The sequence below is a fragment of the Streptomyces sp. NPDC029292 genome, from assembly GCF_055569295.1.
On the sequence record NZ_JBVHXR010000023.1, the window covers coordinates 78011 to 100717 of the forward strand.

Below are 22707 nucleotides of genomic sequence, written 5' to 3' on the forward strand. Positions count from 1 at the left end.
CAGGCGTGCATGTAGCCGGAAACGACCTCCGAACGATTCAAGTTGCACTGGCAACGATCAGCAGTATGGGCCAGGCTGTGCGGTGCTCCCGATACCGCTGGGAACAGGTTTCCGATCGGGACCAGAGGTGTTGGTGAGGCCAGTCGTCGGCGGACGATGCATCGGGCCTCGCCGTGCACCTCCCGGGGGAGCCTGCTGGCCTCGCGCGTGTCCTGCTGGATGCGGCGGACAGCTCTCCCGATCGGCCCCCTCTGCCTCTGGCGGCACGGCGTTCGGCCCCGAGCAGGTGACTGCACGTACTGCGCCACCGGGTCGACTGTCGAGCCTGACTGATGCGGTATGCGGTGTCGAGCCAAGGGCCTGCCCACCCGTCTTTTTCAAGGACATCGATGTCTGAACTCTTTCCACCCGCCCCGGCGGGAGCCGGCCGCCAGAGCGGACGGCACGCCGCGCGCGACAAGGCGGCGGACGACAACGGCCTCCGGCGTCGGCTCATACGGGCCGTGATGGTGCCAGCGGCGTGCGAGCTCGTGCTCCTGGCCACAGCGGTGATCGTTACGGCCGCGGCAAGTCTCTCCGCCGGAAACGCGGCCTGGCTGGTGGTCGGCACGACAACCGTCGGCAGCGGCGTCCTCGTGATCGCCTACCGGCACGTCCGGCTGATCGCACGAACGGTGGAGGAAGAAGACCAGCTGGTCGGGGAATGGCTCACGTTCCTGCGCCGGCGAGTGAAGACGGGCAGCTCCGGCCTGCAGGAGTACACGGAGGCCGTACGCCGAGGTGAGCGCTCAGCTCGGCCGCCCGTGCTCGACACGGTGGAGGGAAGCCACACGTTCGCGGAGCTTGCCCGAGCCATTTCTGCCTTCCAGGGGCTCGCAGTGACGTCGGTCGCCCAGGCGGTGCAGCAGCAGCACTTGGCGGTGTTCGTGAACGTCGCCCGCAGGCTCCAGTCCTATTGCGTGTCAGCCTTTGACCGGCTGGAGGTAGTCGTGCGGGACGAGGAACATCCGCACCGGCTCGGCGAGCTCTACGGTGTCGATCACCAGATCACGCAGATCAGACGGTCTGCGGAGAGCATGCTGGTGCTCGGCGGCGACCGGTCGCACCGCATCAGCCAGCCGGTTTCCATCAAGGCCGTGCTGCGCTACGGGATCCAGGAGATTCAGCACTTCGCCCGTGTCCAGGTCACCGAGGCGCCTGCCGGCCTCCTGCATGGCTTCGCGGTCGCAGATGTCACTCATCTGCTGGCCGAGTTGCTGGAGAACGCCACCAGGTTCTCCGATCAGGAGGTCTGTGTCCGAGCGGAGGACGTCCCGGACGGCTTGCTGATCGAAGTGGATGATCGTGGGCTTCCGCTGGAGCTTGACGTGCGGCGCCGGCTGAACGCGCTGCTGCGGGAGCCCGACCGCTTCGACGTGGCCGAGCACCTGATCCAGGACGGCCGCAGCGGCCTGTTCGTTGTCGCACGGCTCGCCCAGCGCCACGGCATCAGGGTCGAGCTACTGCGCAACAGGTACGGCAGTACCCAGGCGGCCGTGGTGATTCCGCACGACCTGCTCGTTCCCCAGCAGCAGCCCGTGCCTCACCACAGGGCCGGTACCGAACAGCCCCGCAGTGCAGCCGTCGTCGCTGGTGCGGCACCCGTACCGGGGCGTGTCCTGCTCGCAGGAGGGAGGGAGCGGCCGGTGGCTGCGGCGCCGGCCGCCCTTCGTGCCGTGCCAGATCGCCCGCAACCCGCAGGTGCCGACGGCCGAAGCCCAACAGCGCGTACTGCGGGTGCCCCGGCACCGCCCGGCAGCCCAGGGGCAGCCCCGGGGACGCCTGTCGATGCTGTGGCCCCGACCCCGGGCCGGAAGCCCTTGCCCAAGCGGACCGGCAGCCACATGGCACCCCAACTCCGGAAAGACCAAGACGCCAGGGAGCCGGAGGCCACCCACAATCCGCAGCTCGCGGCCCAATTCACCGCAGGGTTCCACGCACCCGTCGCCAGCGATTCCTCCGAGCCCGCCACTCAACTACCTGCTCCCACTACCACCTCTGCCCCCACCCACGAGGAGATGTCCTGATGAGCGGAAAGACCACGAAGGAAACCCTCGACGGGCTGCTGCGCGACTTCGTCGAACGCGTCGCGCATGCGCAGGCCGCTGTCGTCTCCTCCACTGACGGCATCCGCATGCATGCCTACGGGATTGACAACAACGACGACGCCGACCAGGTCAGCGCGATCTCCAGCAGTCTGTTTTCGCTGGCCAAGGGGGCCGACCGTTTGTTCGCGGACGGCGTCGGCCGCGCCCGCCAGGTCATCACCGAGGTCGACAGCGGGCTCGTCTTCGTCACCCACCCTGCACCGGGCGCGCTGCTGACCGTGTTGGCCTCCCACGAGGCGAACGTGGGCCTGATCGGATACGAGATGAACATGCTCGGCCAGAGCATCGGCCCGGCCCTGGCGACCGCGCCGCGTATCGCCGCAGCAGGATGATGACGGCCTCCGACCAACAGCCCTTTGTCGACACCGGTATCGCAGACCTGCGCCCCTACGCGATCACGCAGGGCCGCACCGTGCCCACACACGAGTTGGATCTGATCACGCTGGTGAGGGCACGCAGCTCCGCGCACAGCCCGCCGCAGGGCCTGGTCGAGGAGGCGGTATTCGTCCTCTGCCAGCCGGAGGCCCGCTCGATAGGGGAACTGTCAGGTCGGCTCCGGCAGCCCGTCCACGCGGTGAAAATCGTGGTCTCCGACCTCATCGACCAGGGCTTCCTCATCCCCTCCATGGCCGGAGAGGACGAAGATGCCCGTAACCCCATCGTCTTGGACAGGATCCTTGAAGGACTCAGAGAACTCTGACGCGTCGCTGACGCCGTGGAAGATCCTCATCGCGGGGGGCTTCGGAGTCGGTAAGACCACCCTCGTCGGTGCGGTCAGCGAGATCGAACCGCTGTTGACCGAGGAGACCCTCACTCAGGCCAGCACCCATACCGACAGCGTGTACGGAGTGGAGGACAAGACCACCACCACGGTGGCCCTGGACTTCGGCCGCATCACACTTCCCCGCCAGGGGATGGTGCTCCTGCTCTTCGGCACGCCCGGCCAGGAGCGCTTCTGGTTCATGTGGCCCGACCTGGCCGAAGGCGCCGTGGGAGCCGTCGTCCTCGTCGACACCCGCCGGATCGAGGACTGCTTTCCCGCCGTGGAGTACTTCCTCAGCAAGCAACTGCCCTTCGTGGTCGCGGTCAACCACTTCGTCGGCGCCGACCTCTACAAGCCCGAAGAAGTGGTTGACGCGCTGGACCTGCCCCCCGGTACCCCGGTGGTGCTCTGCGACGCCCGCAACACCGGCCAGGGACGCGATGCACTGATCACCCTCGTTCAGCACGCACATGACCAAGCGATCCGTAACCGACCACCCACCCCGCTGCCCTCCCTCTCCAGGAGCACACATGCTTGATCCCGACACCGGCACGCACCAGCTGACTCGTCTGCGGGAAATGACGCCGGCCCGGCTCGCCCGTGTCCACGCACTCGGTCTGTTCAGCGAGCCTGACCCGGAATTCGACCGGTTCGCCTCCGCTCTCGCCCGCGAATCGGGCACTGACGAAGCAATGGCCATGGTCAATTTCCTGGGGGACCGGCAGTACTTCGCCGGCCTGTGGGTCCCCCCCAGCGCCCGCGACACCGTCGCCATGTCCCGGGTGATGTCCTTGGAACACGGTTGGTGCCCCGAGGTCGTCGACCGCGGCAAGGCCCTGCCCCTGTACGACGTCTGCCTCTCCCCGCGCTTCCGCACCAACGAAGTCGCCAACGAGTTCGGCATCCGCACCTACATGGGGGCCCCGCTCTTCGACCCCCAAGACCCCACCCTGCCGATCGGCACGGTCTGCGTCATCGGCAAGCAGCCGAGGCCCAAGGAGGACGGCGAGCAGATGCTTGCCTTCATCAAGGAGCGTGCCCAGCAGGCACAGTTCCTCCTCAACAGCCGCGTCCACGAGCAGTTGCTGTGACCCAGCCGGCTGCCGCCGCTCCCACAGCCTAAGTGGGAGCGGCGAATCGCTGCGCCCACTCCGGCTGCTGCGCGGTGCCCAGCGCGAACTTCGCCAGCCTGAGTCGCTGTACATCCGAAGTACCGGCCGGGGCGAAGATGGCATGCGCGTCCCGGAAGCACCGTTCGATCGGGCGGTCGGTGAACAGGCCGCACGCGGCATGCACCTCCATGCCCAGCTTCGCCGAGGCCGTCCCCAGCTCGTAGTTGACGAGCTTGGCGTTCATCAGCTGTCCGTCACACGGCACCCCCCGGTCGAGCATGTCGGCTGCCCAATACAGGACCGTCTGGGCTGTCATCAGGTTCGAAACCATCTGGCCCAACCGCTGTTCGACCGCGCTGAGTTCGCTCAGTGGTCGGCCGTAGCGTTGCCGCTCGGCCGCGAACGCGAGCGTCGTATCCACGGTGGCCCGGTGCACGCCCAGGGAGACTGCTCCCAGGTTGGTCCGTCCGTTCAGGACACTCGCAGAGTCGGCTACGTCCCGGCCGTCGCCCACGGCTCCCAGCAGATTCTCCTCCGGCACCCACACGTCCTCGAAGAGGATCGTGCCGAAGGAGAACCCGGCCAGCCCCATCGCCGGCACCTGCGGGCCCACTGACACACCGTCGCGTTCACTTTCCACCAGGAACGCGGACAGACTTCCCGGGCCCGAGTCGGCGGTGCGCACCACCACGCAGTGCAGGTTGGCGAGGTGACTGTTGCCCACGTACACCTTCTGCGCATTCAGCACCCACCCGCCCCGTCTGCGGCGGGCACGGCCCTGCATGCCTCCGATCTGACTGCCCGAAACTTCCTCGGTAACGGCGATCGTTGGCATGACCTCGCCAGCTGCGATCGGCGGAAGCCAGCGCTGTTTCTGGTCCTTACTGCCGAAGTTGTCGATCATCGCGACAGGAAGCTGCGATGCCTGAGCCGCAGCCCCCATCGCCCCGCACACCCGGGCCAACTCCTCGATGAGGACCACCTTCGCCACGTGGCCCGCGGCCATCCCGCCGTACGCGGAATCGATCGTGACGCCGATCCACCCTCGCCGGGCGATCTCCCAGGCAAGGTCCCGCTCCACAACGCCACTCGCCTCCATGCGCGCTATACGAGGCGCGACCTCGGTCTCGGCGAACGCCCGTACCTCGGCCTTCAGCTGCTCGTGGCGCTCAGTGATGCCTCCGCCGAACACCAGGGTCCTCCCTCACACACGACCTCGGCCCCACCACCGTGCGCACGACGGCGTACGCACCGGCCGCGGGGCCGACAGATCGACCACGGCTTCACCTCCGATGCTGCTTCAGCGAACCGGAGGATCGGCCCCGAACGGGCTGTGCCCTTCCCATTCATGAGCCGTGTCCCGGCAGATGTCCCAGGTGAGCACTCCTCTCACCGTGACGATTTATCGCCTTCGTTGCACCACCGCTGTCGAATCGTTTCAGGGTCGTTCGCCTCGCCGGCGCCACCGCCCGTAATCCCGTTTGCTGCTATTGCGCACGAATGCTCGGCCCCATGACAGGTCTGGCGGATAGCGAACGATCGCCGAACGATTCCGCCGCAGGTAGCAACGAGCTGTTGCGCTGGCCAGAGTTGAGGCACTCCGGACGCGCAGCACTACGGCTCCCGTAGTCCGCTGCGTGCCGCGAGAGTGCGGCCCGGTTGCGCCCTGCCAGTCCATCCGGCCGGGGGCCTGGGCAACCAGACCCCGTTCGCGTACGCGCCCCCGTCGTGTACGCGAACGGGCCTCCTCGGCTGGACCACATGGAAAGGACTGCCTCCGGGTGTCTGCACAGTCTCGGCGTATCAGGATCGTCAGCTGCAACTTCGAGTTGAACGGCAACGGCGACTACCAGAAGTGGCTGACCGTGCATCAGCGGCTGGCCGCGCTGCGCCCGACGATCCTGTGTCGGCAGGAGACCTTCGGCTATGCCCCGACCGGCCGCGGATCCAAACTGTTCGGCGAGTCGAAGCGCATCCTGAAGCTCGCCGGCGGACTCGGCCCGAAAAAGCACGCGACCGCGCTGTACTACGACCCCGAGGTGTTCGAGCAGATCACCGTATGGGACACGGAGTGGCCAGGATGGCTGCTGCACCCCACCGCGATGACCCTGCGGGTGCGCGGCACCCAGAACATCGACGTTGTGGCGGGCAGCGCCCACCTGTCCTACAACTCGCCCACCAAGCGGAAGGGCGAAGCCGAGGATGTGACGCGGTTCGCCGACCGCGTCGAGACCTACGAGACCGAGCACGGCCCGGTCAAGCGCAAGCTACCCGTGCTCGCGATCGGCATGGACTGCAACAGCTACGTCGACCCGGACCGGCTTGTACCCGGCGAACACCCGATCCCCACGCTCGACGAGATCAAGGACCCGCAGCACCGGGCTCACCGCAGCTACGAGATCGCTCCCGGTCAGCGGGTGATGGACTCCGAGCCGGACCGCATCCTGCTGACCGCACACCTGGAGGACGCCGCCCGGCACGCCGCCCTCCTGCCCGGCGGCCCCGACCTCTCGGCCGTCGCCCCGACCGTGGACGCATGCGACACCCACGGCCCGGCCCACCGCGTCGACCGCATCTACACCACCGACTGGCTGCTGCCCGCCGTGGTGAACGTCGAGGTCGTCGACATGACGGGCCTCTCCGACCACCACACCAAGATGGCAACGTACGACCTCGACACGCTCGTCGCGCTCTCCCATGCCCGCTTCGGTCCCGCCGCCTGATCTATGAACTCCGAGAAGGCCCGGTCGCCCGACCGGCGCCTGCTCCCCCCTTCCGCACCGGCACGAGCGGTCACCGTGGCCCGGCAGCAGTGCGTCCGTCGTCCGCCCTCATCGAGATCGCCCACCACGCCCATGTCTGTAGCCTGCGAAGAACTGCACAAACCACTGGCCGATCCGGTCGACGTACCTGCGGCGCCGCTGCCCGCTGGCGCGCCGGTGCTCCTGGAGGCCGAGGACCTGACCATCCTGCGTCTGATCGCGGCGGGGCGGCGTCGCGCCGATATCGCCAAAGGCTGCTACTCCAGTGTGACCAAGGTCGACGCACGGACGCGTCAGCTGTCTCACGTGCTTGGAGCGGACAACCGTGAACACCTCGCCGCGCTCGGCGTCGTGTACGGTCTGGTCACCTGCGAGCACCTGGCCGGCCGTCCGCCCGCGCGGCCCTCCGTGGATGAGGATGACCAGGTCGTCTTGGACCTCATCGTGGCCGGCTTGAGGGGGCCGCATATCGCGGCCCAGCTTCAGCGCGAGGTCGGCCCGGTGACCGCCTCCATCACCCGCCTGCTCCAGCTGTTCGGCGCGGACAACCGGTGCAGCCTCGCTGCGCACGCCGTACTGGTGGAGGCCGTGACCTGTCGCTCTGTCTCTCCGCGCTTCCCCTCGCAGCCCCTCTCCGACCTCCCGCCGTTTCGGCTGACGTCTACCGGCACCGGGGTACTTCTGCACACCACCCCACCACAGATGACGGCGGGACCAACACACCGCTTCGACGCCAGCATTCCAACGGCTCGGGCCCATCCCCTGGCGCCGCACGGGCTGAGCAGGAATCCGACCACTCCATCGAGAAGGACCATGACGCCCATCCCGGCGGAAATAGCCACCTGGGCCAAGAGCTGGGTGGGTAGCCACCCCGCGTGGGCGCTGCCCACCGACGGCTCCGGTGCCCGCTTGTGGCGTATGTCCTCACCGGAAGGGATCATCGAGCTGCGGGTCGTGCGGACCCATGGCGACCTCCAGCGAGAGATATACGCGCACCGGCACGCCGTCCGCCGCCTCGACTCCGGACGCGCGCCCCGCCTGCTCGGAGCCGAGCCCAGGCTGCGGGCACTGCTGACGCGCGAGCCACGCGGCGAACGCGTGGACGACGCCCCGGACAGGGGCCTGCACATGACAGAGGCCGCGCATGACCAGGCCGGACAGTTGCTGCGCATCCTGCACGACAGCACGCTCTGGGTCGGCGAGCGCCACACCCAGGCTGTGCGGAACACCCTGCTGTACGTCGACCACGTCGACCACGTCCTGGAGCAGACCGATTCCCGAGTGCTCGCCGGCCACCGCGCACTGATTCGGTGCCGACTGGCCGTCCTGCGTGAACACCTGCCGCAGCTGCCGAGTGCCTTCTGCCATGGCGCCTTCGGCCCCGCCTCGTGGCGATGGCAGCGTGCACAACGGTCCTTGAGCCTGACCGGGTTCGCCTGCTCCCAGATGATGGCCGCCGCCGTCGACTTCGCCCGGCCGTCGCTGCTGTGGGCCAACCGCCCTCTGCTGCGCGATGCCTTCATCAGGGGATACGGCCGACCCCTTGATGAGATGGAGCAGCACCTGCTGGGCGATTTCGCCGTTCTGGCCGCCGTTGAGGACCTGCGGAACGCGATCCGACTAGACGACGCCGAGGCGCGCATACACCGCACTGACCTCCTGGATGCGGCCGTGGACCACCTGTCCGTCGCAGAGCACACTGCCCTCGCCCTCGACGTCCCCCGGCTCCCCGACCCCTGAAGCAACACGCCCTCGGCACCACACAACAGACTCCGCCCTCCGCCTCGCCCACTGACCGTGCCGCCCATCTCTTCCGTTCCAACTCCTACCGCAGGCGGGACAACCCGCTCAGCCCGTTCCGTCGCTGGAGAACCCGTATGCGCATGGCTGGACCGTCCCCGAGCGCGCGCGAAGACCTCCTACGGCGAAAGGATCGTTCCCCTTTTGCTGTCGAGCGTCGGGTACGACGGCGGCCCCGAGGCAGTATGCACCTCCACCTTTGCGGAGTTCAGGGGCCCGAAGCACCGGGCCCACCGCAACTACGAGATCGGCCCCGAACAGCGGGTGACGGACTCCCGCCCGGACCGGACCTGCTGACCGCCGGCCTGGAGGATGTCGCTCGCCACGCGGCCCTCCTGCCCGATCGTCCGGAAGGGCCTGTCCGATCACCACACCGTGGTCGTGCCGTACGACCTCGATGCCGTCATCGAGATCTACCACGACCGCTTCGCACTCGCGGCTTGACGCATCAGCTTGCCGGGCGCTGTCCGGCTTGCTGTGCCGACCCGTCGATCGGCGCTGCCCTGCACACACCCCGCTGGAAGTCGAAGAAGGAGGCCCGTTGACCTGCGACGACACCGAACTGCGCGTTGCCTGCTGGAACCTTGAGCACAACGGAGGCAGCAGCCAGCTGCGTCGTCTGGCGCACCGCATCCTCGCCTCATACCGGCCACACATCGTCTTCCGGCAGGAGCTGACTGGGGCCTGGGACCACGGCAAACGCGCACTGTACGAGGAGGCGACTGCGCTCGGCGGTCTGTTCCCGTTCATGACGGCTCCGCGCGAAGGCCGCAGCCGGAACCCGACCGGCGTGATGGTCGATCCTCATCTGTTCGAGATCGTCGCCCATACCGATCACGATCTGCCGTGGAAGGCGATCTCCCACGTCCAGGTGCGCCTCAAGGGCTGCCCCAAGACGCTTCATCTGGCATCCGGCCACCTGTGCCATTTCGATCCCGACCTGCGCGCCACCGAGGCCCGGCGGCTCACCACCCTCGCCGACCACGGCCGCACCGCCCTGACGGGCATGGACGGCAACAGCTACCCCCACCCCACCGCCGACGAAGTCGCCGAACCGCTCGACTGGGCGAAGGTCAAAGACCCCGTCCACTTCCAGCACCGCACCATCGAGCGAAACGGCGTACGCGTCAGCGACACGCGCCCGAGCGAGATCCTCACCGGCGGTCCGAAAGCCGTCTTCACCGACCTCGCCCACCACGCAGGCACCGTACTCCGGCAGCCCGGGGCCCTGGCCCCCACCGCCAGCCTGAAGCGCACCGACCAGGGCCCCCCGCAACGTATCGACTGGATCCTCGGCACCCCCGACTGGGCGCCGGCCCTCCGGCGCGTCGAGGTCATAGACACCGAGGACGTCCGACGGGTGACCGACCACGCCCTCGTCGTCGCCACCTTCGACCTCCCCACCGTGCAACGCATCCTCAGTACCGCCCTGTAGGGATTCGGGCGTGCGCTCGTCACGGCAAGCCCTCGATCGGGTGACGACCCCCTGTGCGAGTGATCGAACGCCGCATCACGGCCGCATCACCCAGCCCTCCCAAGGTCGACCTAGCCCAGTCGAACTTTCGACCGATCTGTCGTCCCTCATCGGCCGTAACGCCTTGCCCAGCAGGGAAGTTGTTGAGTCGCCGCAACCATCCGCCACCCAGGAGGAAGTCATGAATCCCGCTCCCACGCTCACGCTTGCTCCTCCCGCTGTCGAACGGCAGGTCCAGGTCACCGCATCCACTCTGGCCCGTGCCGTGCACGAGGTTGACGCCATGCACGTGCTTTCGGTGGATAGCTCACGTCCGGATCCGAGGTGGGGGGCATGAGCTTCGCCACACCGATTCCGGAATGGACCCAGAGGGTCATCGGCGCCGTGCGCTGCCTGTCCGCCCTGGACGCGGCGAGCGCCATCGCCTGCGGCCTGCCCAACGGCGACCGCGAGATCGTCCAGCACGGGCGCGCGACGCTGGCCCCGCTGGAGGTGCAGGCCGCGTGAGCACCTACCTGAGCCCGTCCAACGTGATGGTGCTCCTGCAGCGCGACGACGGGCGCATCCTGGCCGTCCGGCACAACGAGACGTCGAAGACCGCCCCCAACCAGGTCACCGTGGTCGGCGGGAAGCTGGAGGAGGACGAGTTCCTCGACGAGGGCGCGCTACGCGAACTGGCCGAGGAGACCGGTGTACACGTCGCGGCCGACGACCTGGAGTTCTGCCAGCTGGTGCACTACCTGGACACGGACGGGGTCCGGGTGATCGGCGTAGCGTTCACCGCGCAGCGGTGGCAGAGCGAACCGCGCAACGCCGAACCCTTCAAGCACGACGCGATCGTGTGGATCGACCCCGGGAATCCGCCCGCCGACTGCCACCCCTACACCCGAGAAGTTCTGGTCAACTTCACCGTCGGGCGGCTGTACAGCACCATCACCGTGACGGCGAACGGGGGCCCGGCATGACGCGACCGCTCGTGCCCACGCAGGGCTCTGGACCCGATCCAGCCGTGTCCAGGCGGGTAATGCCGCCGCCCGCGCCCGCGGAGATCAAGTACACCGGGCAATATTCGGTGAACCCGATGGACCGAGTGTCCTTCCGCGCGTTGTGCGCCCGGATTCCCTCGGTACTGCGGCGGATCGCCAGGATGTCCTGGGCGGTCGACCGGACGGCGGTCGTGCTACTGCTGGTCTGCCAGGTGGCCGTCGGCCTGGCTGCGGCCGGCCAGCTGGCCGCCACCTCACACGCGATGCGTCCGCTCCTCAACGGCGGCACCGTCCAGGAGCGGCTGCACGCAGCACTGCCTGCGCTGATCTTCGTGGCGGTGATGGCCGCCCTGGCCCGTGCCGCCGGTGCAGTCTCGGCCTACGGCGAGCGGCGCATCACGCCGAAGCTGACCACGGAGACCGACACGACGCTGGTGGCCTCGGTGTGCCGGGTAGAGGCGGCCACCCACAGCGAGGACGGCTTCCACGATCGGCAGGAAGCCGCCGAGATGGGGGTGATGCGCACGCATGTGATGGTCGCCGACGCACAGCAGCTGATGTCCTCGCTGATCAAGCTGGTCACCGCTTGCGGGGTGTTGTCAGTCTTCGACTGGCGGCTGCTGCCGTTCCTGCTGCTGGCTGTGCTCCCGGCCGGCATCGGCTCGGTGCTCACCGCGCGGGTGGACTACGAGATCCACTACGCGAACGTGGCCAACCGCAACGCGCGCGGGATGATGCGCTGGTGGGCCACCAGCCCCAAATTCAGCGACGAGGTCCGCGCCAACAGCATGACCGGCTACCTGCTCTACTGGTACCGGACCCTCTCCGAGCGGGCCGACGCCCGGACATTGGCGGCGGCGCCCCGGACCCTGCGGATCGCGCTGGCGTCGGCGGTGTGCGGCGGCGTGTTCCTGGTGGCCACATGGGCGGCGTTGTACTGGCTGGCGGCCACCGGGCGGATCGCGCTGGCGATTGCCGCCACCGCGGTCTTCGCTGTCCAGACCACCCTGGGCGCGCTCACCCAGGTTGTCCGCAGTGCTGCTGCCGTCTTCCATACCAGCCTCTACCTTGGCGACATGGCCGACTTCATCGACGAGGCCGGGCAAAAGGCTCCGCACCGGGGCGAGTTGGCGGTGCAGGCACCGATCCACGAGGTCCGGGTGGAAGACGTCGTCTACCGCTACCCGGGCAAGGACAAGCCGGCCGTCGACGGGGTCTCGCTGACCCTGCGGCGCGGACAGATCCTCGCACTCGTCGGGGTCAACGGCTCCGGCAAGACCACCCTCACCCGCCTGCTCGCGGCGATCCTCGTGGCCGACGAGGGCAAGGTCACCTGGAACGGCGCTGATCTCGCCCAGGTCGACCCAGAGACTGTCTGGAGTGCAACCGGGCTCGTCCCGCAGTACTTCGCGCAATGGCCGCTGCGGCTGCGTGAGAACGTCACCCTCGGGCAGCCCCGCACCGACAATGACGAACCGGTGTGGGACGCGATCGACGCCGTGGGCCTGCGCGAAGCGGTCGAGGACCTGCCCGATGGACTCGACACCCTGCTGGCCCGGGAGATTTTCAGCGGTGTGGAGCTGTCCGGCGGGCAGTGGCAGCGCGTCGCGTGCGCGCGTGGCCTATACCGGGTCCCGGAACTGCTGATCGTGGACGAGCCCACCTCCCAGGTCGACCCGGCTGGCGAGCACCAGATCTTCCAGACGCTCAAGGCGCTGGCCGAGGACCGCATCACGATCGTGGTGACCCATCGGCTGGAAAACACCAAGATCGCTGACCAGGTCATCGTGATGCAGGAAGGCCGGATCACCGAAGAGGGAACCTACGAGGAACTCGCCGCCCAAGGCGGGGAGTTCGCCCGGCTCCTGGCGCTTTCCCAGGACCGGTGACCTACGGCGACCGCTTCCTCCCTTGCCCGAGAACGAAGGAACACCGTGACTCCTCCTCTCCCACCGCCGTCTCCCACTCCTGCCGCGCCAAACGAGGCACCCGCAACCCTGCACACGGCGCGCGCCGAACAGATCCTCGACCTCGGCGAGATCCGTACGGCCTGTGTACAACCCGCCATCCGACTGGTGTCCGAGGCACTCGCCCCAGATGCCTCTCTCCCACGTGCCAGCATCTGGCTGGCGCCGACCGAAGGAGCGGCACGGTGAAGCCCGAGGCAACCAATACCGAGGTGTGGACGGAGTACGGCCGCCATCACCTCCAGAGGGCCACCCCTCTGGCGGAGTTGGAGCGGATCGATTGGGGTCCCGGCGGCACCGGCCCAGGCGACGAGATCCTCGGCGACCTGCAGGGCCTGCGCCTGCTGGACCTCGGCTGCGGGCCGGCCCGGCACGCCGCCCATCTCGCCCGCGACCATGGTGCACGGGTGCACGCCGTCGACTCCTCGCCCACGCAGATCGAGCGCGCCCGCATCCGATACCCCCAGCTGACCGGGCTCAACCTGATGTGTGCGGACGCCGTCACGCACCTGCACGCGGCCGTGCCGTACGACGTCATCTACTCCGTCAACGCGTTCCCCTTCATCGACCCGCACCGGCTGCTGCCTGCTTTGGCTGCGGCGCTCAAGCCCGGCGGACGCCTGTACTTCACCGTCCTGCACACCAACTCCCATGGCCACGGCCCCGCGACCGTCGTGGCCCCGCGACCGGAGGTTCTGCGCCTGGCTGGCGGCGGGGACTTGACCGTCCAAATGTGGGTGCTCACCCCGGATCTGTGGGAGGACCTCCTGGTCCAGTACGGGCTGCGGGTGGAGACCATCACCGTCCTCGACGCCCCGGAGGAGACCAATCACGCCTCCTACCGGCTCTTTCAGGTCCACCGTCCGGCCCGCATCACCTCCCGCCCGCGCACCTCTCGACCGCCCCAGGCACACGCGGCGCTCGGCGTCGGCGCCATCCTGCTCAGCCCGCACGGCCTGCTGCTGGGCCGCCACCACCGAGGCACGTTCGAGCTGCCCGGAGGGAGCGTGGAGCCCGGAGAGGCTCTGGCGGAGACCGTGGTGCGCGAACTCGCCGAGGAAACCGGACTGACCGCCCGCCCTGCCGACGTCCGCCTGCTCGGCACCCTCGTCGACCACGTCGGCAGCGTCGTGCGCATGACGGTGGGCGCAGTCGTCACCACCTGGGACGGCACACCAGCCGACCAGCAGGGAGAGAACGTGGGTGACTGGCGCTGGTGGCCACTGGAGGCCCTGCCGTCCGGCCTGTTCGTGTGCAGCGCACAGATCCTTGCCGCCTGGCGCCCCGGCCTGCCCATCGACCACCCACCCGCACACTTCACCCCTTTCGCTGACCCGCTGCCCGTCACCCCACAGTGACCGAGACGGACAGTAGCCACCGTCCCCAAGGAGACAACGCATGCCCGTACGTATCGGAAATTTCAACGCCTACAAACTCAACATCGCCGCCCGTGGCAGCAGCGCCTGGAAGTCACGGGTGACGGCTGTCCGGGAACTCGCACCGGATCTTCTCGGCGTCCAGGAGATCGTGGTCGACGAGGCGAACAACCCGCGCGAGCAGTGGGATGCCATAGCCGCCGAGACGATCAACGCGTTCGCCGTGGACTGTGGGCTGACCGGCGCGATCCCCGCCACCCCCGGGTATCCGCACGGGGTGACGATGGCCGCGAACGCCCATCGCGCCTGGTACACAGCAGTTTTGTGGAACCCTGACGCGGTCAGCCACGCCCCTGGCAGCTACCGGCCAGTAGGCAGCCCCGACTTCTGGCACGGACTGACCATGGCCGCCTTCGACATCGGAGCAGCGGAGCCCCTCACCATGGTCTCTTACCACGGTGATCCCTTCCGTCCGAACTGGCGCGCGGAGGAGGCCAAGCGCCTCAAGGGACTCCTTCGCGTGACCGGAGGCGCGAAGCACGCTGTTGTCGTCGGCGACTTCAACGCCCTGTCCGCCGCCCGGGTACCCGGCCCGGACGGGATAGCGCGCTACTACGACGACGAGGTATACGCCACGCAGGACCACGACGACCTCGAATACCAGGTCCAGGCCAGCACCATCGGCGGCGAGCAGCTGGCCGACCGGGAGCAGACGGAAATCCTGCTGCGCAACGGGTACATGGTCGACGCGGCAGCCTATCTCGGTGCGCCGTGGCAGGCGACGGTCGGGCACTGGAAGGACGGCCAGGGCGACCCCGACCCGTGGGGCGAACGCCGCATCGACCTGATCCTTGCCACCCGCCCCGTCGCGCCCGCCCTGACGGCGTACGGCGTCCTCGGCAGCGAGGCGGCACTGGCCGGATCCGACCACCGGATCTGCTGGATCTCTCTAGACCCGGCCCAGATCCGCACGGAGGAGGCCGACCGGTGAGGCGCTTCCTGAGGGAACAGCGGTTGTGGGCTCCGGCGGATGCGCCGGAGGAGGAGCGGATCCTGCCGCATGTGCTGTGGCTGCCGCACGACCAGCCCCAGGTCACTGAGTACTTCGCCCGCATGCGCGAGATCCTCAACCGCTACCCTGAGCTGATCACGACGGTCGCCGATGAGGACCTACACGCGACGGTCCAGAAGATCGAGCGGTTCGACAAGCAGGGCAGCCGCGTGGACGTGCGGCGACTCCACGAGGCCGCTCCCGTCCTCCAGCATGAACTGGCCAGCCTGGCACCGATCGACATCGAGATCGGCCCACCCCGCGCCTCCGCCTCCGCGTCCGTGGCCGATGTCTTCCCCGAAGCCGCGCTGCATGAGTTCTATCTGCGGGTGCGGGACGGCCTTCTCGCCGCCGGTCTGAGACTGCCTTCCCCGGCGAAGTACTACTGGGGGCACATGACGGGAGGCTACGGCCTGATGGACACAGACACGCCCGAGCTGGCGCAGCGTTCGGACCGCCTGGCTTCCGAACTGGGCCGGGGCCTGCGCCCGGGCAGCCGTGTCCGGGCGAGGATCTCGTCTGTGTGGCTGGTCCTGGAGAAGCAGGACCCCGTGTCCAACCGATACACGTTCCGCCGCGTTCATGAGATCCACCTGGGCCACCCCGGAGAGAGGTAGGCGGCATGAAACCGTTCGTTCCGGTCTTCCAGCACCGGGAGTGGGTGTCAGGGGCCCGGGCGCTGCACCTGTACATCCTGCCCGACCCGGCCGTAGACAGCGAGCTGTTCGCGCTCGCCGCTGGCTGCCGTACAGCCATGCGGGGCTATCCGATCTGGTGCCTGCCCGACGACTTGCTGCACGTCACCGTAGAAATGGATGCTTGGGCGACCAGCGATCGCATAGGCGTGGCCCAGCGTGCCGATCTCGTCGCTGCACTGACCACCCGGCTCTCCAACTTCGATCCGTTCACCTTGCTGTGCGGATCACCCATCGCCAACCGGGCAGGGACGTTGCTCGACACCTACCCCGACCAGCCCTTCACCGCGTTGCAGAACCTGGCACGTGCCGCGCTCTGGGAAGTCCACGACTCTCCGGCGATCGCTCATGACAGCGGACGCGGTCACGCATCCCTCGGCTACGCCTACGAGAAAGCTGACTCGGACCCGCTCCAGAGCGCCCTCCGGCGCATCACGCCCAGCCACGCTCCACTCGCCGTCTCCCGACTCCACCTGCTCGAAGTGGAGTGGACCGCCCATCCGGTACCGGACGGCGGCGTGCGCTGGGAGATGACCTGGGAGCCGCTTGCCGCCATTCCCCTGGGAAAGCCCTGAGAGGGCCGTCGCACCGTTCACACGCGCCAGCGCCGCATGGAGGACGGGGGCGCACCAAGGAGAAGGAGAGGGGACATCAGCTGATGACCGCAGCCATCATGAACGACGACCTACGGCGGCAAGCGGAACGAGCCCTTCACGCAGGCAACTTCACCACATTTGAACGCTTTCTGGGACCCCATCACCCAGCCACGGTGATCACCACTGCCCGGTTGAGCGGAAACCTCGGCGAACAGCTCCGGTGGCCCGACGCGCACAAGCTGGCTCGCTCCGCCGTCGACCGCGCGCTGCATACCCTGGATGCCGACCATCCAGCAGCCCTCACCACCCGCCTCAGCCTGGCCTGATGTCCCGTACCACTCCGAGCCAAGCCCTGCCCGTCATCCGCGTTACCGTGCACAGCAATGGCCGGGTGGCGGGGGTGAAGGGAGATGGGGCGTATGAGCAGGGGCCCACGAGGATCGGCAGTTGCGCCGGGCACGCCCAGTGGCCAATTGCAGCGGCAAGGCGCTACCTGCTCAGCGCGGCGTCGAGATAAGCCTGCACCGGATCGAAGAGGCCGTACGGCACGTACTCAGGAATCTGGGCATGCTGGACCCACGCAAGTTCAGCGAGTTCTTCATCGTCCGCGACGTAAGGAGTCCCGGACTCTACGGCACAGGCCACGTACGACATGCTTCGGCCCGTTTTGGGGTGGACTCGTTCTCCGAGGATCTTCAGCGCGGTCACGTTCATGCCGACCTCTTCGAGCGTCTCACGCACGGCCGCTTGGTCAGCGCTCTCGCCTGGCTCGATCTCGCCCGCCGGGAACTGCCACGACAGCTGACCTTCCGCGACCCGGCGACGGACCATCAGCACGGCACCGTCCTGGACCACGATCGCGGCTGCGATGCCCGGTCGCTCTACTGTCGTCTGCTCGATCATGCGTCTTCCTCCAGTGCCACCAGGATCGGCGGGTAGATCGTGTCGGCGGAAATAAAGCGGCCCACCGCATTCTTCGGCACCCAGGCCACATCTACGTTCTCAACCACGTCGCTGTTCGTCGCATCCCCTGCCAGGTATTCGCAGAGGAAATACACGCACTGCACGCCCGTCACCGGATGGACGCGCTCACCGAGACTTCGCCGTACAGCACAGTGCACGCCCGTCTCGTCCAGCGTCTCGCGGACCGTCGCGGTCTCGGGTCTGACTCCCGGCTTGATGACGCCGGCAGGGAACTGCCACGTGATCCCGGAAGCGTCGTCGCCGCGACGGCAGACCAGGAGGACCTCCGCGTCGCGAACGACGACTGCGATCGCGACGCGCAGGGTCTGTGGCTGCGGCCCCGAGGCTTCCGTGCTCTTGCTGCTAGAACTCGCGACCAGCAGAGTGAAACGCTGCCGGACCGTGGCTGGGGCGCTTTCGAAAACGCCGTCCAGGAGTTGCTGCATGTCCGAGCGCGGTATGACGTCTGGGTCCGAGTGCCAGGTGGCGACCGTTCGGGTTGAGATGCCCAAGCGGTCAGCAAAAGCCTCGTGGGTCAAGCGGAGAGCAGATTGGAGCATGCACGCACGGTGTCCGGTCCAAACGTCGATCACTTCCATCGCGGAGCCTCACGGATCGGGTCGGCAAGGTGCATGGTCAATGTGCGGAAGTTGCAGGCTCGTTGCACTGGCACTTCATGGCGAAGCGATGCGATCAGCGGTTGACTCTCAGCTGTGCCAACCGAGACCCCGCGATCCGTCCCATGCATGCCGGACTGGCGAGCCTGCAGCCGTCTGCGCATGGTAGGCGGAAGTCCCCTTGTAGATCGACTAGTTGGCTGGTGCCTATGCGATCTTGGCGTGATGGCGCGCCTTGAGTACCGCCCTGAACCGCCGTCCGGGGCGGGACGTCACGACCACCCCCGGACGGCAGCCGGCCCGTGTCTGCCCCCCGTCGGGCACGGGCCGGCGCACGCCAGCCACAGCCAGGTCGAGGCCGACCCGCAGGAATCGCCGCCCGTTGCTCCAGTCGGGTACCTCCTTCGGACTATCGAATCGCCGTACAAGAGGAGTAGGTCAGCGTCGGCGTACGTAACCCAACTGGCAGAAATGATCAGCCCCTTCGGGCGCGGGTAACCTCAGTCCCTGACGCGCTGAACGTCCGTCACATCACCTGCGGAAGAGATGAGAGAGAACCATGGCGCAGGAGCAGGAACAGAAGGTGGAGCGCACACTTGTGCTCCTCAAGCCCGACGCGCTCGTGCGGGGCTTCGCCGGGAAGATCATCACCCGGTTCGAGGACGCGGCGCTCAAGGTCGTCGGTGTCAAGATGAAGCAGATGGACGCCGAGTTCACCAGGCGCCACTACTTCGATCTCGAAGAGCGACTGGGCGCTGAGGTGTACGAGTTCACCGCCCGATTCATGCAGCAGGGACCGGTCATCGCGCTGGTACTCGAAGGCTTCGACGCCATCGCCACCGTGCGCAAGATCGTGGGCAGCACGTACCCGAACGAGGCGCCGGCCGGCACGATCCGGGGCGACTTCTCGCACTACAGCAAGGGGGCCAGCGTCGCGTCTGGTAAGGCGGTTGCCAACCTCGTGCACGCCTCCGGCAATGCGAAGGAGGCCCAGCAGGAGGTGGAGCTGTGGTTCGACGAGGACGAGCTGCACGACTACCGCACGCTTGCGGAGATCTACACCTACTGAGCATGGCGACGTCACCCCACGCGCTTCGACGCGTTGAGCACTACCTGGCACCACCGTTAGCAGAGAGGGCACCATGACCAACCAGACCCGCGCCGCCTCCGTCCAGGAGCTGGAGTCGACCTTCCAGCAGGAACTGGCGACCGACCGATGGGCGGCGGCGGAGAGCGCCTACGCGCTGGCCTTCCGTTTCCGGGAGGAGGGCGACTGGGAGAAGTCCCGCGAATGGGTGAAGCAGTGCCTCCAGCTCTTGGAAGGCTTCCCCGCCGACACATTGGAGCAGGTCGCCACCAGGCGCACTTCCGTCGGCGGTGTCGCTCTGCCGAACTACCTCCACGAGGGCGTTGTACGTGAACGCTTCGGCGAGCTTGTCTGATCTTTCGATGGACCACTGAGGCGGCGGTGCGCGGCCAGTCGCGCTGTCCCGCACTGCCGCCGTACAACCTCATATGCCGCCCCCTACCGAACCAGCACAGGCCACCTGCGCGGGTTCGGGCGGATCAGTCATGCCTAAAGAAGGGACCAGACCGTTGCCTGTAGAGATTGAAATGCGCGCCCGATTCGACGAGGAGGCCCACGACCGGCTCGTCGCCCGCCTGGAGCAGGAGGGCACCGACCTGGGCTGCGACGACAAGCACATCTACTTCTACGTCCTGCCGGACAAGCTCCTGAAGGTCACCGACAACACCGCCGCTGGATCAGCGAAGATCACGCTCAAGCACAGCAAGATCGGCCAGGGCGTTGCATTCCCCGAGACGGAGATCGCCATCGCTCGCGAGGACGTATCCGCGGCCGTGCAGGTCTTCAACGCGCTGGGCTTCGAGGCCCAGATGCACCAGGCGTTCAACCGGCGCCACAACTACCGCTTCCGAGGCGTGGAGATCGCCGTCAAGTGGAGCGAGGCGTGGGGACATCACGCCGAGTTCGAAGTGCTACTGGATGACGACGCGAGTGACGACGCCCGGCATGAGGCGACTGACCGCATCTTCGCCGTGGCCAAGGAGCTGGAGGTCACGTTGATGACCGAGCAGGAGCTGGCCGACTTCACTGCTGCGTTCGAGGCTGCCGAACAGGCCCGTAAGGCCGCCGGCCCTGGGGAGATCGAAGCCCAGACCTGACTGTCCTTCGTCTTTCCGAGGCACCGAGGGGGTAGGCCCGATGAGCACCACCCCGCCAGCCGACAGCCTGGTCGAGCTGGCTGCACGCAAGCAGCTTCCGCACCACCAGTTCATGGATCACGCCACCGTGCGATGGATCGAGGCCAACAGGCCGAATTTCCCGGACGCTCCGACGTACGCGCTGCGGGCCGCCTCCCAACGGCTCCTCTACCGGTCGGCCATCCCCGTCACGTGGCTGGCCGAACCGAGGCTCACTGACTCGCTGCACGGTATCCGCCACGCCATGCGGACCGCCGCGCTGGCCGCGCTCCTCGCAGAAGCCACAGGCCTGTCCGAGGAAGACACGGCCACGCTGATCGTCACAGCAGCAGTCCACGACTGCCGCCGTCTGCATGACAAGGACGACCGCGGCCACGGAGCCCGGGCTGCGGTGTGGCTGACGGACAACGCCGACGCGGTCTGGGCGCATTTCCACCTGACCGCCACTCCCCGGCGCATCGTGGGGGCAGCGACCGCTGCGCGTCTGCACGACGTGCCGTACTCCGCCTTTACAGCGGACGACAGGACCGACCACGCCCAGGCCAAGGAGATCACGGACCTGCTCAAGGCAGCCGACGCCCTCGACCGCTACCGCCAACCGAAACTGTCCTGGTGGCCAGACAGCTCGAAGGTCCGGACCACAGCCTTCGACGCACTGCGGGCCACGGCGTTCGAACTCGTCGTCGTTTCTGAGGCAGCGCACCTCGCCGGCATCGACAGCGCAGACTCCGTGTTCAAGGCACTGGAACAGCGGGGGTTAGTCAGCTGATGGACGTCCGCGACGGCTACCACCTGTGGGCCGACGCCCACGCCTTCTTCGACTCCCCACTGATCTCCAGCACAGACGATCACACCGACGCCCTGCGACAGCAGTCCGCCGCGTGGGAGACCCGACGGGCAGAAGACACACCCAACGGTGCCCTGCTGCGTGGCAACGCCCTGTTCGACGCACTCACCGGAACTGGGCCGCTGTACTTGCTACACATCACCCACGCCCTTGAAGAGATCAGCCAGCATGGCTCCCTCTACCCCTCCGGGGGATGCCTGGTCGGCAGCATCTACTGTGCGCCGCTGACCGCGAATGGCAGCGGCTTTCGTATGCACAACCTGGCCGAGTACATCCTCACCAAAGAAGCACCTGCTTTCGTGGCGAAAGTCGGGACACCTGGCCGGACGCCGACCCCGCTGATATTCGAGATCACCCGTCCTCGACGGGCCTACCGCGGGCTCGCGGGAGTCGATTACCTGCGCCTCGGCTCGATCCACCTAAATATTTACACCGACCTCGAATACCTGCTGTCCACCGCCGAGCGATACGAGCTTCGCGAGACCGTTGTTAGCCGCGCCAAGAACTCCACCACTTTTCTCGCGCTCGCTGCGGCGATCGTCTACGGAGGTGCCGACGTGGCACCGGCCATGTTCCTGGAGCTGCTGGACGAGACGATCCCTCGCATGCCGATTCTCGGCTACCTGTACTTTGAGGCGCTGGCCGAATACTTGATGCTTCATTCCACCAGCGAGCACACCCAAAGGCTGGCAACCCGTGGAGAACTCAACAACTGGCTCTATAAGGACATGCTGTTCGCCACTCTCGGCATGGCAGGCAAATTCGACCTGGCGAAATTCCGGCCGCCCCCGGCCGGCTTCGAGGAATTCCTGAGGCAGATCGACGCCACCGTGAACGCGGCGCACGCCCGAGCCTATCTCCGCGACCGGATCAGCTACCTCGTCGCCGCCAGGCTGTTCACTCCTGGCCAGGTGCCGGACGCCTGGCACCACACCCGCTGGGAGTTCGACAGCCTCGCCACCCACCTAGGGCCGCTCCTTGGACACCTGATTCACCGAGAGCTCCGCACCTTCGGACGCTACCCGGACTTCTACTTCTACTTCGACCAACACAAGGCGCTCCAGGCGTGGAACTACTGGAACCACATGGACATCTTCGCGCCCTTCAACGGCACGATGCCCAAAGGTGAGGTCGGCATCAACCCGGCCTACCCCGACTTGGAGTACCGCATCTGGCGGGCCGAGCAGGACGACGTCGGTCGCGTACACCCCGTCGAGCAACTGAACCTGACCATCGTGCCGCGTCTCGTGGACATCAAGTACACGCTGATGCGCAACAACAAGTGGTCGGTCCCCGAGCCCTCAACCAACTGATCGCCACAGGGAGCC

Annotated in this window: 25 protein-coding genes; 22 read left to right on the forward strand and 3 right to left on the reverse strand. The window is 67.4% G+C overall.

Annotation, left to right across the window (positions count from 1 at the left end):
• Nucleotides 1-503 precede the first annotated feature (503 nt).
• The 5 genes from ACZ4WS_RS38505 to ACZ4WS_RS38525 are packed head-to-tail and all read left to right on the forward strand — an operon-like array spanning nt 504 to nt 4001.
• On the forward strand, nt 504-2066 hold the full coding sequence (locus ACZ4WS_RS38505) for a histidine kinase (protein ID WP_467987678.1): 1563 nt from the start codon (nt 504-506) through the stop codon (nt 2064-2066).
• Nucleotides 2066-2479 (forward strand): roadblock/LC7 domain-containing protein, encoded by a 414-nt coding sequence (locus ACZ4WS_RS38510; protein ID WP_467987680.1) that lies wholly within the window; start codon nt 2066-2068, stop codon nt 2477-2479. The genes ACZ4WS_RS38505 and ACZ4WS_RS38510 overlap by 1 nt, the downstream gene beginning before the upstream one ends.
• Entirely contained in the window at nt 2476-2847 is a 372-nt protein-coding gene (locus ACZ4WS_RS38515; RefSeq protein WP_467987681.1) for a DUF742 domain-containing protein, read from the forward strand. Before ACZ4WS_RS38510 ends, ACZ4WS_RS38515 begins: the two co-directional genes overlap by 4 nt.
• Complete coding sequence (locus tag ACZ4WS_RS38520; protein WP_467987683.1) at nt 2792-3448, forward strand: GTP-binding protein; 657 nt, start codon at nt 2792-2794, stop codon at nt 3446-3448. Before ACZ4WS_RS38515 ends, ACZ4WS_RS38520 begins: the two co-directional genes overlap by 56 nt.
• The gene (locus ACZ4WS_RS38525) at nt 3441-4001 is read left to right on the forward strand and encodes a GAF domain-containing protein (RefSeq protein WP_467987684.1); all 561 of its coding nucleotides are present in this window, start codon (nt 3441-3443) and stop codon (nt 3999-4001) included. The genes ACZ4WS_RS38520 and ACZ4WS_RS38525 overlap by 8 nt, the downstream gene beginning before the upstream one ends.
• Nucleotides 4002-4029: 28 nt before the next feature.
• Here the strand turns inward: ACZ4WS_RS38525 and ACZ4WS_RS38530 are convergent, their stop codons facing one another.
• A complete protein-coding gene (locus ACZ4WS_RS38530; protein WP_467987685.1) occupies nt 4030-5214 on the reverse strand; it encodes an acyl-CoA dehydrogenase family protein in 1185 nt (394 codons plus the stop codon).
• Nucleotides 5215-5803: 589 nt separating this feature from the next.
• On the opposite strand from ACZ4WS_RS38530, the gene ACZ4WS_RS38535 reads away from it, so the two are divergent.
• The 12 genes from ACZ4WS_RS38535 to ACZ4WS_RS38590 all read left to right on the forward strand — a co-directional run bounded on the left by ACZ4WS_RS38535 (nt 5804) and on the right by ACZ4WS_RS38590 (nt 17055).
• Complete coding sequence (locus tag ACZ4WS_RS38535) at nt 5804-6745, forward strand: hypothetical protein (RefSeq protein ID WP_467987687.1); 942 nt, start codon at nt 5804-5806, stop codon at nt 6743-6745.
• 132 nt (nt 6746-6877) lie between these two features.
• Nucleotides 6878-8524, forward strand: a complete 1647-nt coding sequence (locus ACZ4WS_RS38540; RefSeq protein ID WP_467987688.1) for an aminoglycoside phosphotransferase family protein — start codon at nt 6878-6880, stop codon at nt 8522-8524.
• A gap of 372 nt (nt 8525-8896) precedes the next feature.
• Entirely contained in the window at nt 8897-9028 is a 132-nt protein-coding gene (locus ACZ4WS_RS38545) for a hypothetical protein (protein WP_467987689.1), read from the forward strand.
• Nucleotides 9029-9125: 97 nt separating this feature from the next.
• Nucleotides 9126-10019 (forward strand): endonuclease/exonuclease/phosphatase family protein, encoded by an 894-nt coding sequence (locus ACZ4WS_RS38550; protein WP_467987691.1) that lies wholly within the window; start codon nt 9126-9128, stop codon nt 10017-10019.
• Between the two features lie 372 nt (nt 10020-10391).
• On the forward strand, nt 10392-10565 hold the full coding sequence (locus ACZ4WS_RS38555) for a hypothetical protein (RefSeq protein WP_467987693.1): 174 nt from the start codon (nt 10392-10394) through the stop codon (nt 10563-10565).
• The gene (locus ACZ4WS_RS38560) at nt 10562-11023 is read left to right on the forward strand and encodes an NUDIX domain-containing protein (protein WP_467987695.1); all 462 of its coding nucleotides are present in this window, start codon (nt 10562-10564) and stop codon (nt 11021-11023) included. The genes ACZ4WS_RS38555 and ACZ4WS_RS38560 overlap by 4 nt, the downstream gene beginning before the upstream one ends.
• 59 nt (nt 11024-11082) lie before the next feature.
• Nucleotides 11083-12933 (forward strand): ABC transporter ATP-binding protein, encoded by a 1851-nt coding sequence (locus ACZ4WS_RS38565; RefSeq protein WP_467987787.1) that lies wholly within the window; start codon nt 11083-11085, stop codon nt 12931-12933.
• 263 nt (nt 12934-13196) lie between these two features.
• Nucleotides 13197-14369, forward strand: coding sequence for a bifunctional class I SAM-dependent methyltransferase/NUDIX hydrolase (locus tag ACZ4WS_RS38570; RefSeq protein WP_467987696.1), 1173 nt, complete (start codon nt 13197-13199; stop codon nt 14367-14369).
• Nucleotides 14370-14409: 40 nt separating this feature from the next.
• Nucleotides 14410-15378 carry an endonuclease/exonuclease/phosphatase family protein gene (locus tag ACZ4WS_RS38575; RefSeq protein ID WP_467987697.1) on the forward strand — a complete coding sequence of 323 codons (969 nt, stop codon included), beginning with the start codon at nt 14410-14412 and terminating at the stop codon, nt 15376-15378.
• Nucleotides 15375-16055 (forward strand): hypothetical protein, encoded by a 681-nt coding sequence (locus ACZ4WS_RS38580; RefSeq protein WP_467987698.1) that lies wholly within the window; start codon nt 15375-15377, stop codon nt 16053-16055. Before ACZ4WS_RS38575 ends, ACZ4WS_RS38580 begins: the two co-directional genes overlap by 4 nt.
• 5 nt (nt 16056-16060) lie before the next feature.
• Entirely contained in the window at nt 16061-16708 is a 648-nt protein-coding gene (locus ACZ4WS_RS38585; RefSeq protein WP_467987699.1) for a hypothetical protein, read from the forward strand.
• A gap of 83 nt (nt 16709-16791) precedes the next feature.
• Nucleotides 16792-17055, forward strand: coding sequence for a hypothetical protein (locus ACZ4WS_RS38590; protein ID WP_467987700.1), 264 nt, complete (start codon nt 16792-16794; stop codon nt 17053-17055).
• Nucleotides 17056-17218: 163 nt separating this feature from the next.
• Here ACZ4WS_RS38590 and ACZ4WS_RS38595 read toward each other — a convergent pair whose 3' ends face one another.
• Both ACZ4WS_RS38595 and ACZ4WS_RS38600 read right to left on the reverse strand, forming a co-directional pair.
• Complete coding sequence (locus ACZ4WS_RS38595; RefSeq protein WP_467987702.1) at nt 17219-17632, reverse strand: NUDIX hydrolase; 414 nt, start codon at nt 17630-17632, stop codon at nt 17219-17221.
• Nucleotides 17629-18291: an NUDIX hydrolase gene (locus ACZ4WS_RS38600; protein ID WP_467987703.1), complete on the reverse strand. Its 663-nt coding sequence runs from the start codon at nt 18289-18291 to the stop codon at nt 17629-17631. The genes ACZ4WS_RS38595 and ACZ4WS_RS38600 overlap by 4 nt, the downstream gene beginning before the upstream one ends.
• Nucleotides 18292-18868: 577 nt before the next feature.
• Between ACZ4WS_RS38600 and ACZ4WS_RS38605 the strand changes: the two genes are divergently transcribed.
• The 5 genes from ACZ4WS_RS38605 (at nt 18869) to ACZ4WS_RS38625 (ending at nt 22692) form a co-directional block, all read left to right on the forward strand.
• Nucleotides 18869-19378: a nucleoside-diphosphate kinase gene (locus tag ACZ4WS_RS38605; RefSeq protein ID WP_467987705.1), complete on the forward strand. Its 510-nt coding sequence runs from the start codon at nt 18869-18871 to the stop codon at nt 19376-19378.
• Between the two features lie 73 nt (nt 19379-19451).
• The gene (locus ACZ4WS_RS38610) at nt 19452-19751 is read left to right on the forward strand and encodes a hypothetical protein (protein WP_467987706.1); all 300 of its coding nucleotides are present in this window, start codon (nt 19452-19454) and stop codon (nt 19749-19751) included.
• 154 nt (nt 19752-19905) lie between these two features.
• Nucleotides 19906-20493 carry a hypothetical protein gene (locus tag ACZ4WS_RS38615; RefSeq protein ID WP_467987707.1) on the forward strand — a complete coding sequence of 196 codons (588 nt, stop codon included), beginning with the start codon at nt 19906-19908 and terminating at the stop codon, nt 20491-20493.
• A gap of 40 nt (nt 20494-20533) precedes the next feature.
• Complete coding sequence (locus ACZ4WS_RS38620; protein ID WP_467987709.1) at nt 20534-21301, forward strand: hypothetical protein; 768 nt, start codon at nt 20534-20536, stop codon at nt 21299-21301.
• Nucleotides 21301-22692, forward strand: a complete 1392-nt coding sequence (locus tag ACZ4WS_RS38625; RefSeq protein WP_467987710.1) for a hypothetical protein — start codon at nt 21301-21303, stop codon at nt 22690-22692. The genes ACZ4WS_RS38620 and ACZ4WS_RS38625 overlap by 1 nt, the downstream gene beginning before the upstream one ends.
• Nucleotides 22693-22707 lie beyond the last annotated feature (15 nt).

Coding starts and splice junctions, on each gene's coding strand:
- ACZ4WS_RS38510 (WP_467987680.1), top strand. CDS start 2,066: ATGAGCGGAAAGACCACGAAGGAAACCCTCGACGGGCTGCTGCGCGAC.
- ACZ4WS_RS38515 (WP_467987681.1), top strand. CDS start 2,476: ATGATGACGGCCTCCGACCAACAGCCCTTTGTCGACACCGGTATCGCA.
- ACZ4WS_RS38520 (WP_467987683.1), top strand. CDS start 2,792: ATGCCCGTAACCCCATCGTCTTGGACAGGATCCTTGAAGGACTCAGAG.
- ACZ4WS_RS38525 (WP_467987684.1), top strand. CDS start 3,441: ATGCTTGATCCCGACACCGGCACGCACCAGCTGACTCGTCTGCGGGAA.
- ACZ4WS_RS38540 (WP_467987688.1), top strand. CDS start 6,878: ATGTCTGTAGCCTGCGAAGAACTGCACAAACCACTGGCCGATCCGGTC.
- ACZ4WS_RS38545 (WP_467987689.1), top strand. CDS start 8,897: ATGTCGCTCGCCACGCGGCCCTCCTGCCCGATCGTCCGGAAGGGCCTG.
- ACZ4WS_RS38555 (WP_467987693.1), top strand. CDS start 10,392: ATGAGCTTCGCCACACCGATTCCGGAATGGACCCAGAGGGTCATCGGC.
- ACZ4WS_RS38565 (WP_467987787.1), top strand. CDS start 11,083: ATGCCGCCGCCCGCGCCCGCGGAGATCAAGTACACCGGGCAATATTCG.
- ACZ4WS_RS38575 (WP_467987697.1), top strand. CDS start 14,410: ATGCCCGTACGTATCGGAAATTTCAACGCCTACAAACTCAACATCGCC.
- ACZ4WS_RS38585 (WP_467987699.1), top strand. CDS start 16,061: ATGAAACCGTTCGTTCCGGTCTTCCAGCACCGGGAGTGGGTGTCAGGG.
- ACZ4WS_RS38590 (WP_467987700.1), top strand. CDS start 16,792: ATGACCGCAGCCATCATGAACGACGACCTACGGCGGCAAGCGGAACGA.
- ACZ4WS_RS38595 (WP_467987702.1), bottom strand. CDS start 17,632: ATGATCGAGCAGACGACAGTAGAGCGACCGGGCATCGCAGCCGCGATC.
- ACZ4WS_RS38600 (WP_467987703.1), bottom strand. CDS start 18,291: ATGGAAGTGATCGACGTTTGGACCGGACACCGTGCGTGCATGCTCCAA.
- ACZ4WS_RS38605 (WP_467987705.1), top strand. CDS start 18,869: ATGGCGCAGGAGCAGGAACAGAAGGTGGAGCGCACACTTGTGCTCCTC.
- ACZ4WS_RS38610 (WP_467987706.1), top strand. CDS start 19,452: ATGACCAACCAGACCCGCGCCGCCTCCGTCCAGGAGCTGGAGTCGACC.
- ACZ4WS_RS38620 (WP_467987709.1), top strand. CDS start 20,534: ATGAGCACCACCCCGCCAGCCGACAGCCTGGTCGAGCTGGCTGCACGC.
- ACZ4WS_RS38625 (WP_467987710.1), top strand. CDS start 21,301: ATGGACGTCCGCGACGGCTACCACCTGTGGGCCGACGCCCACGCCTTC.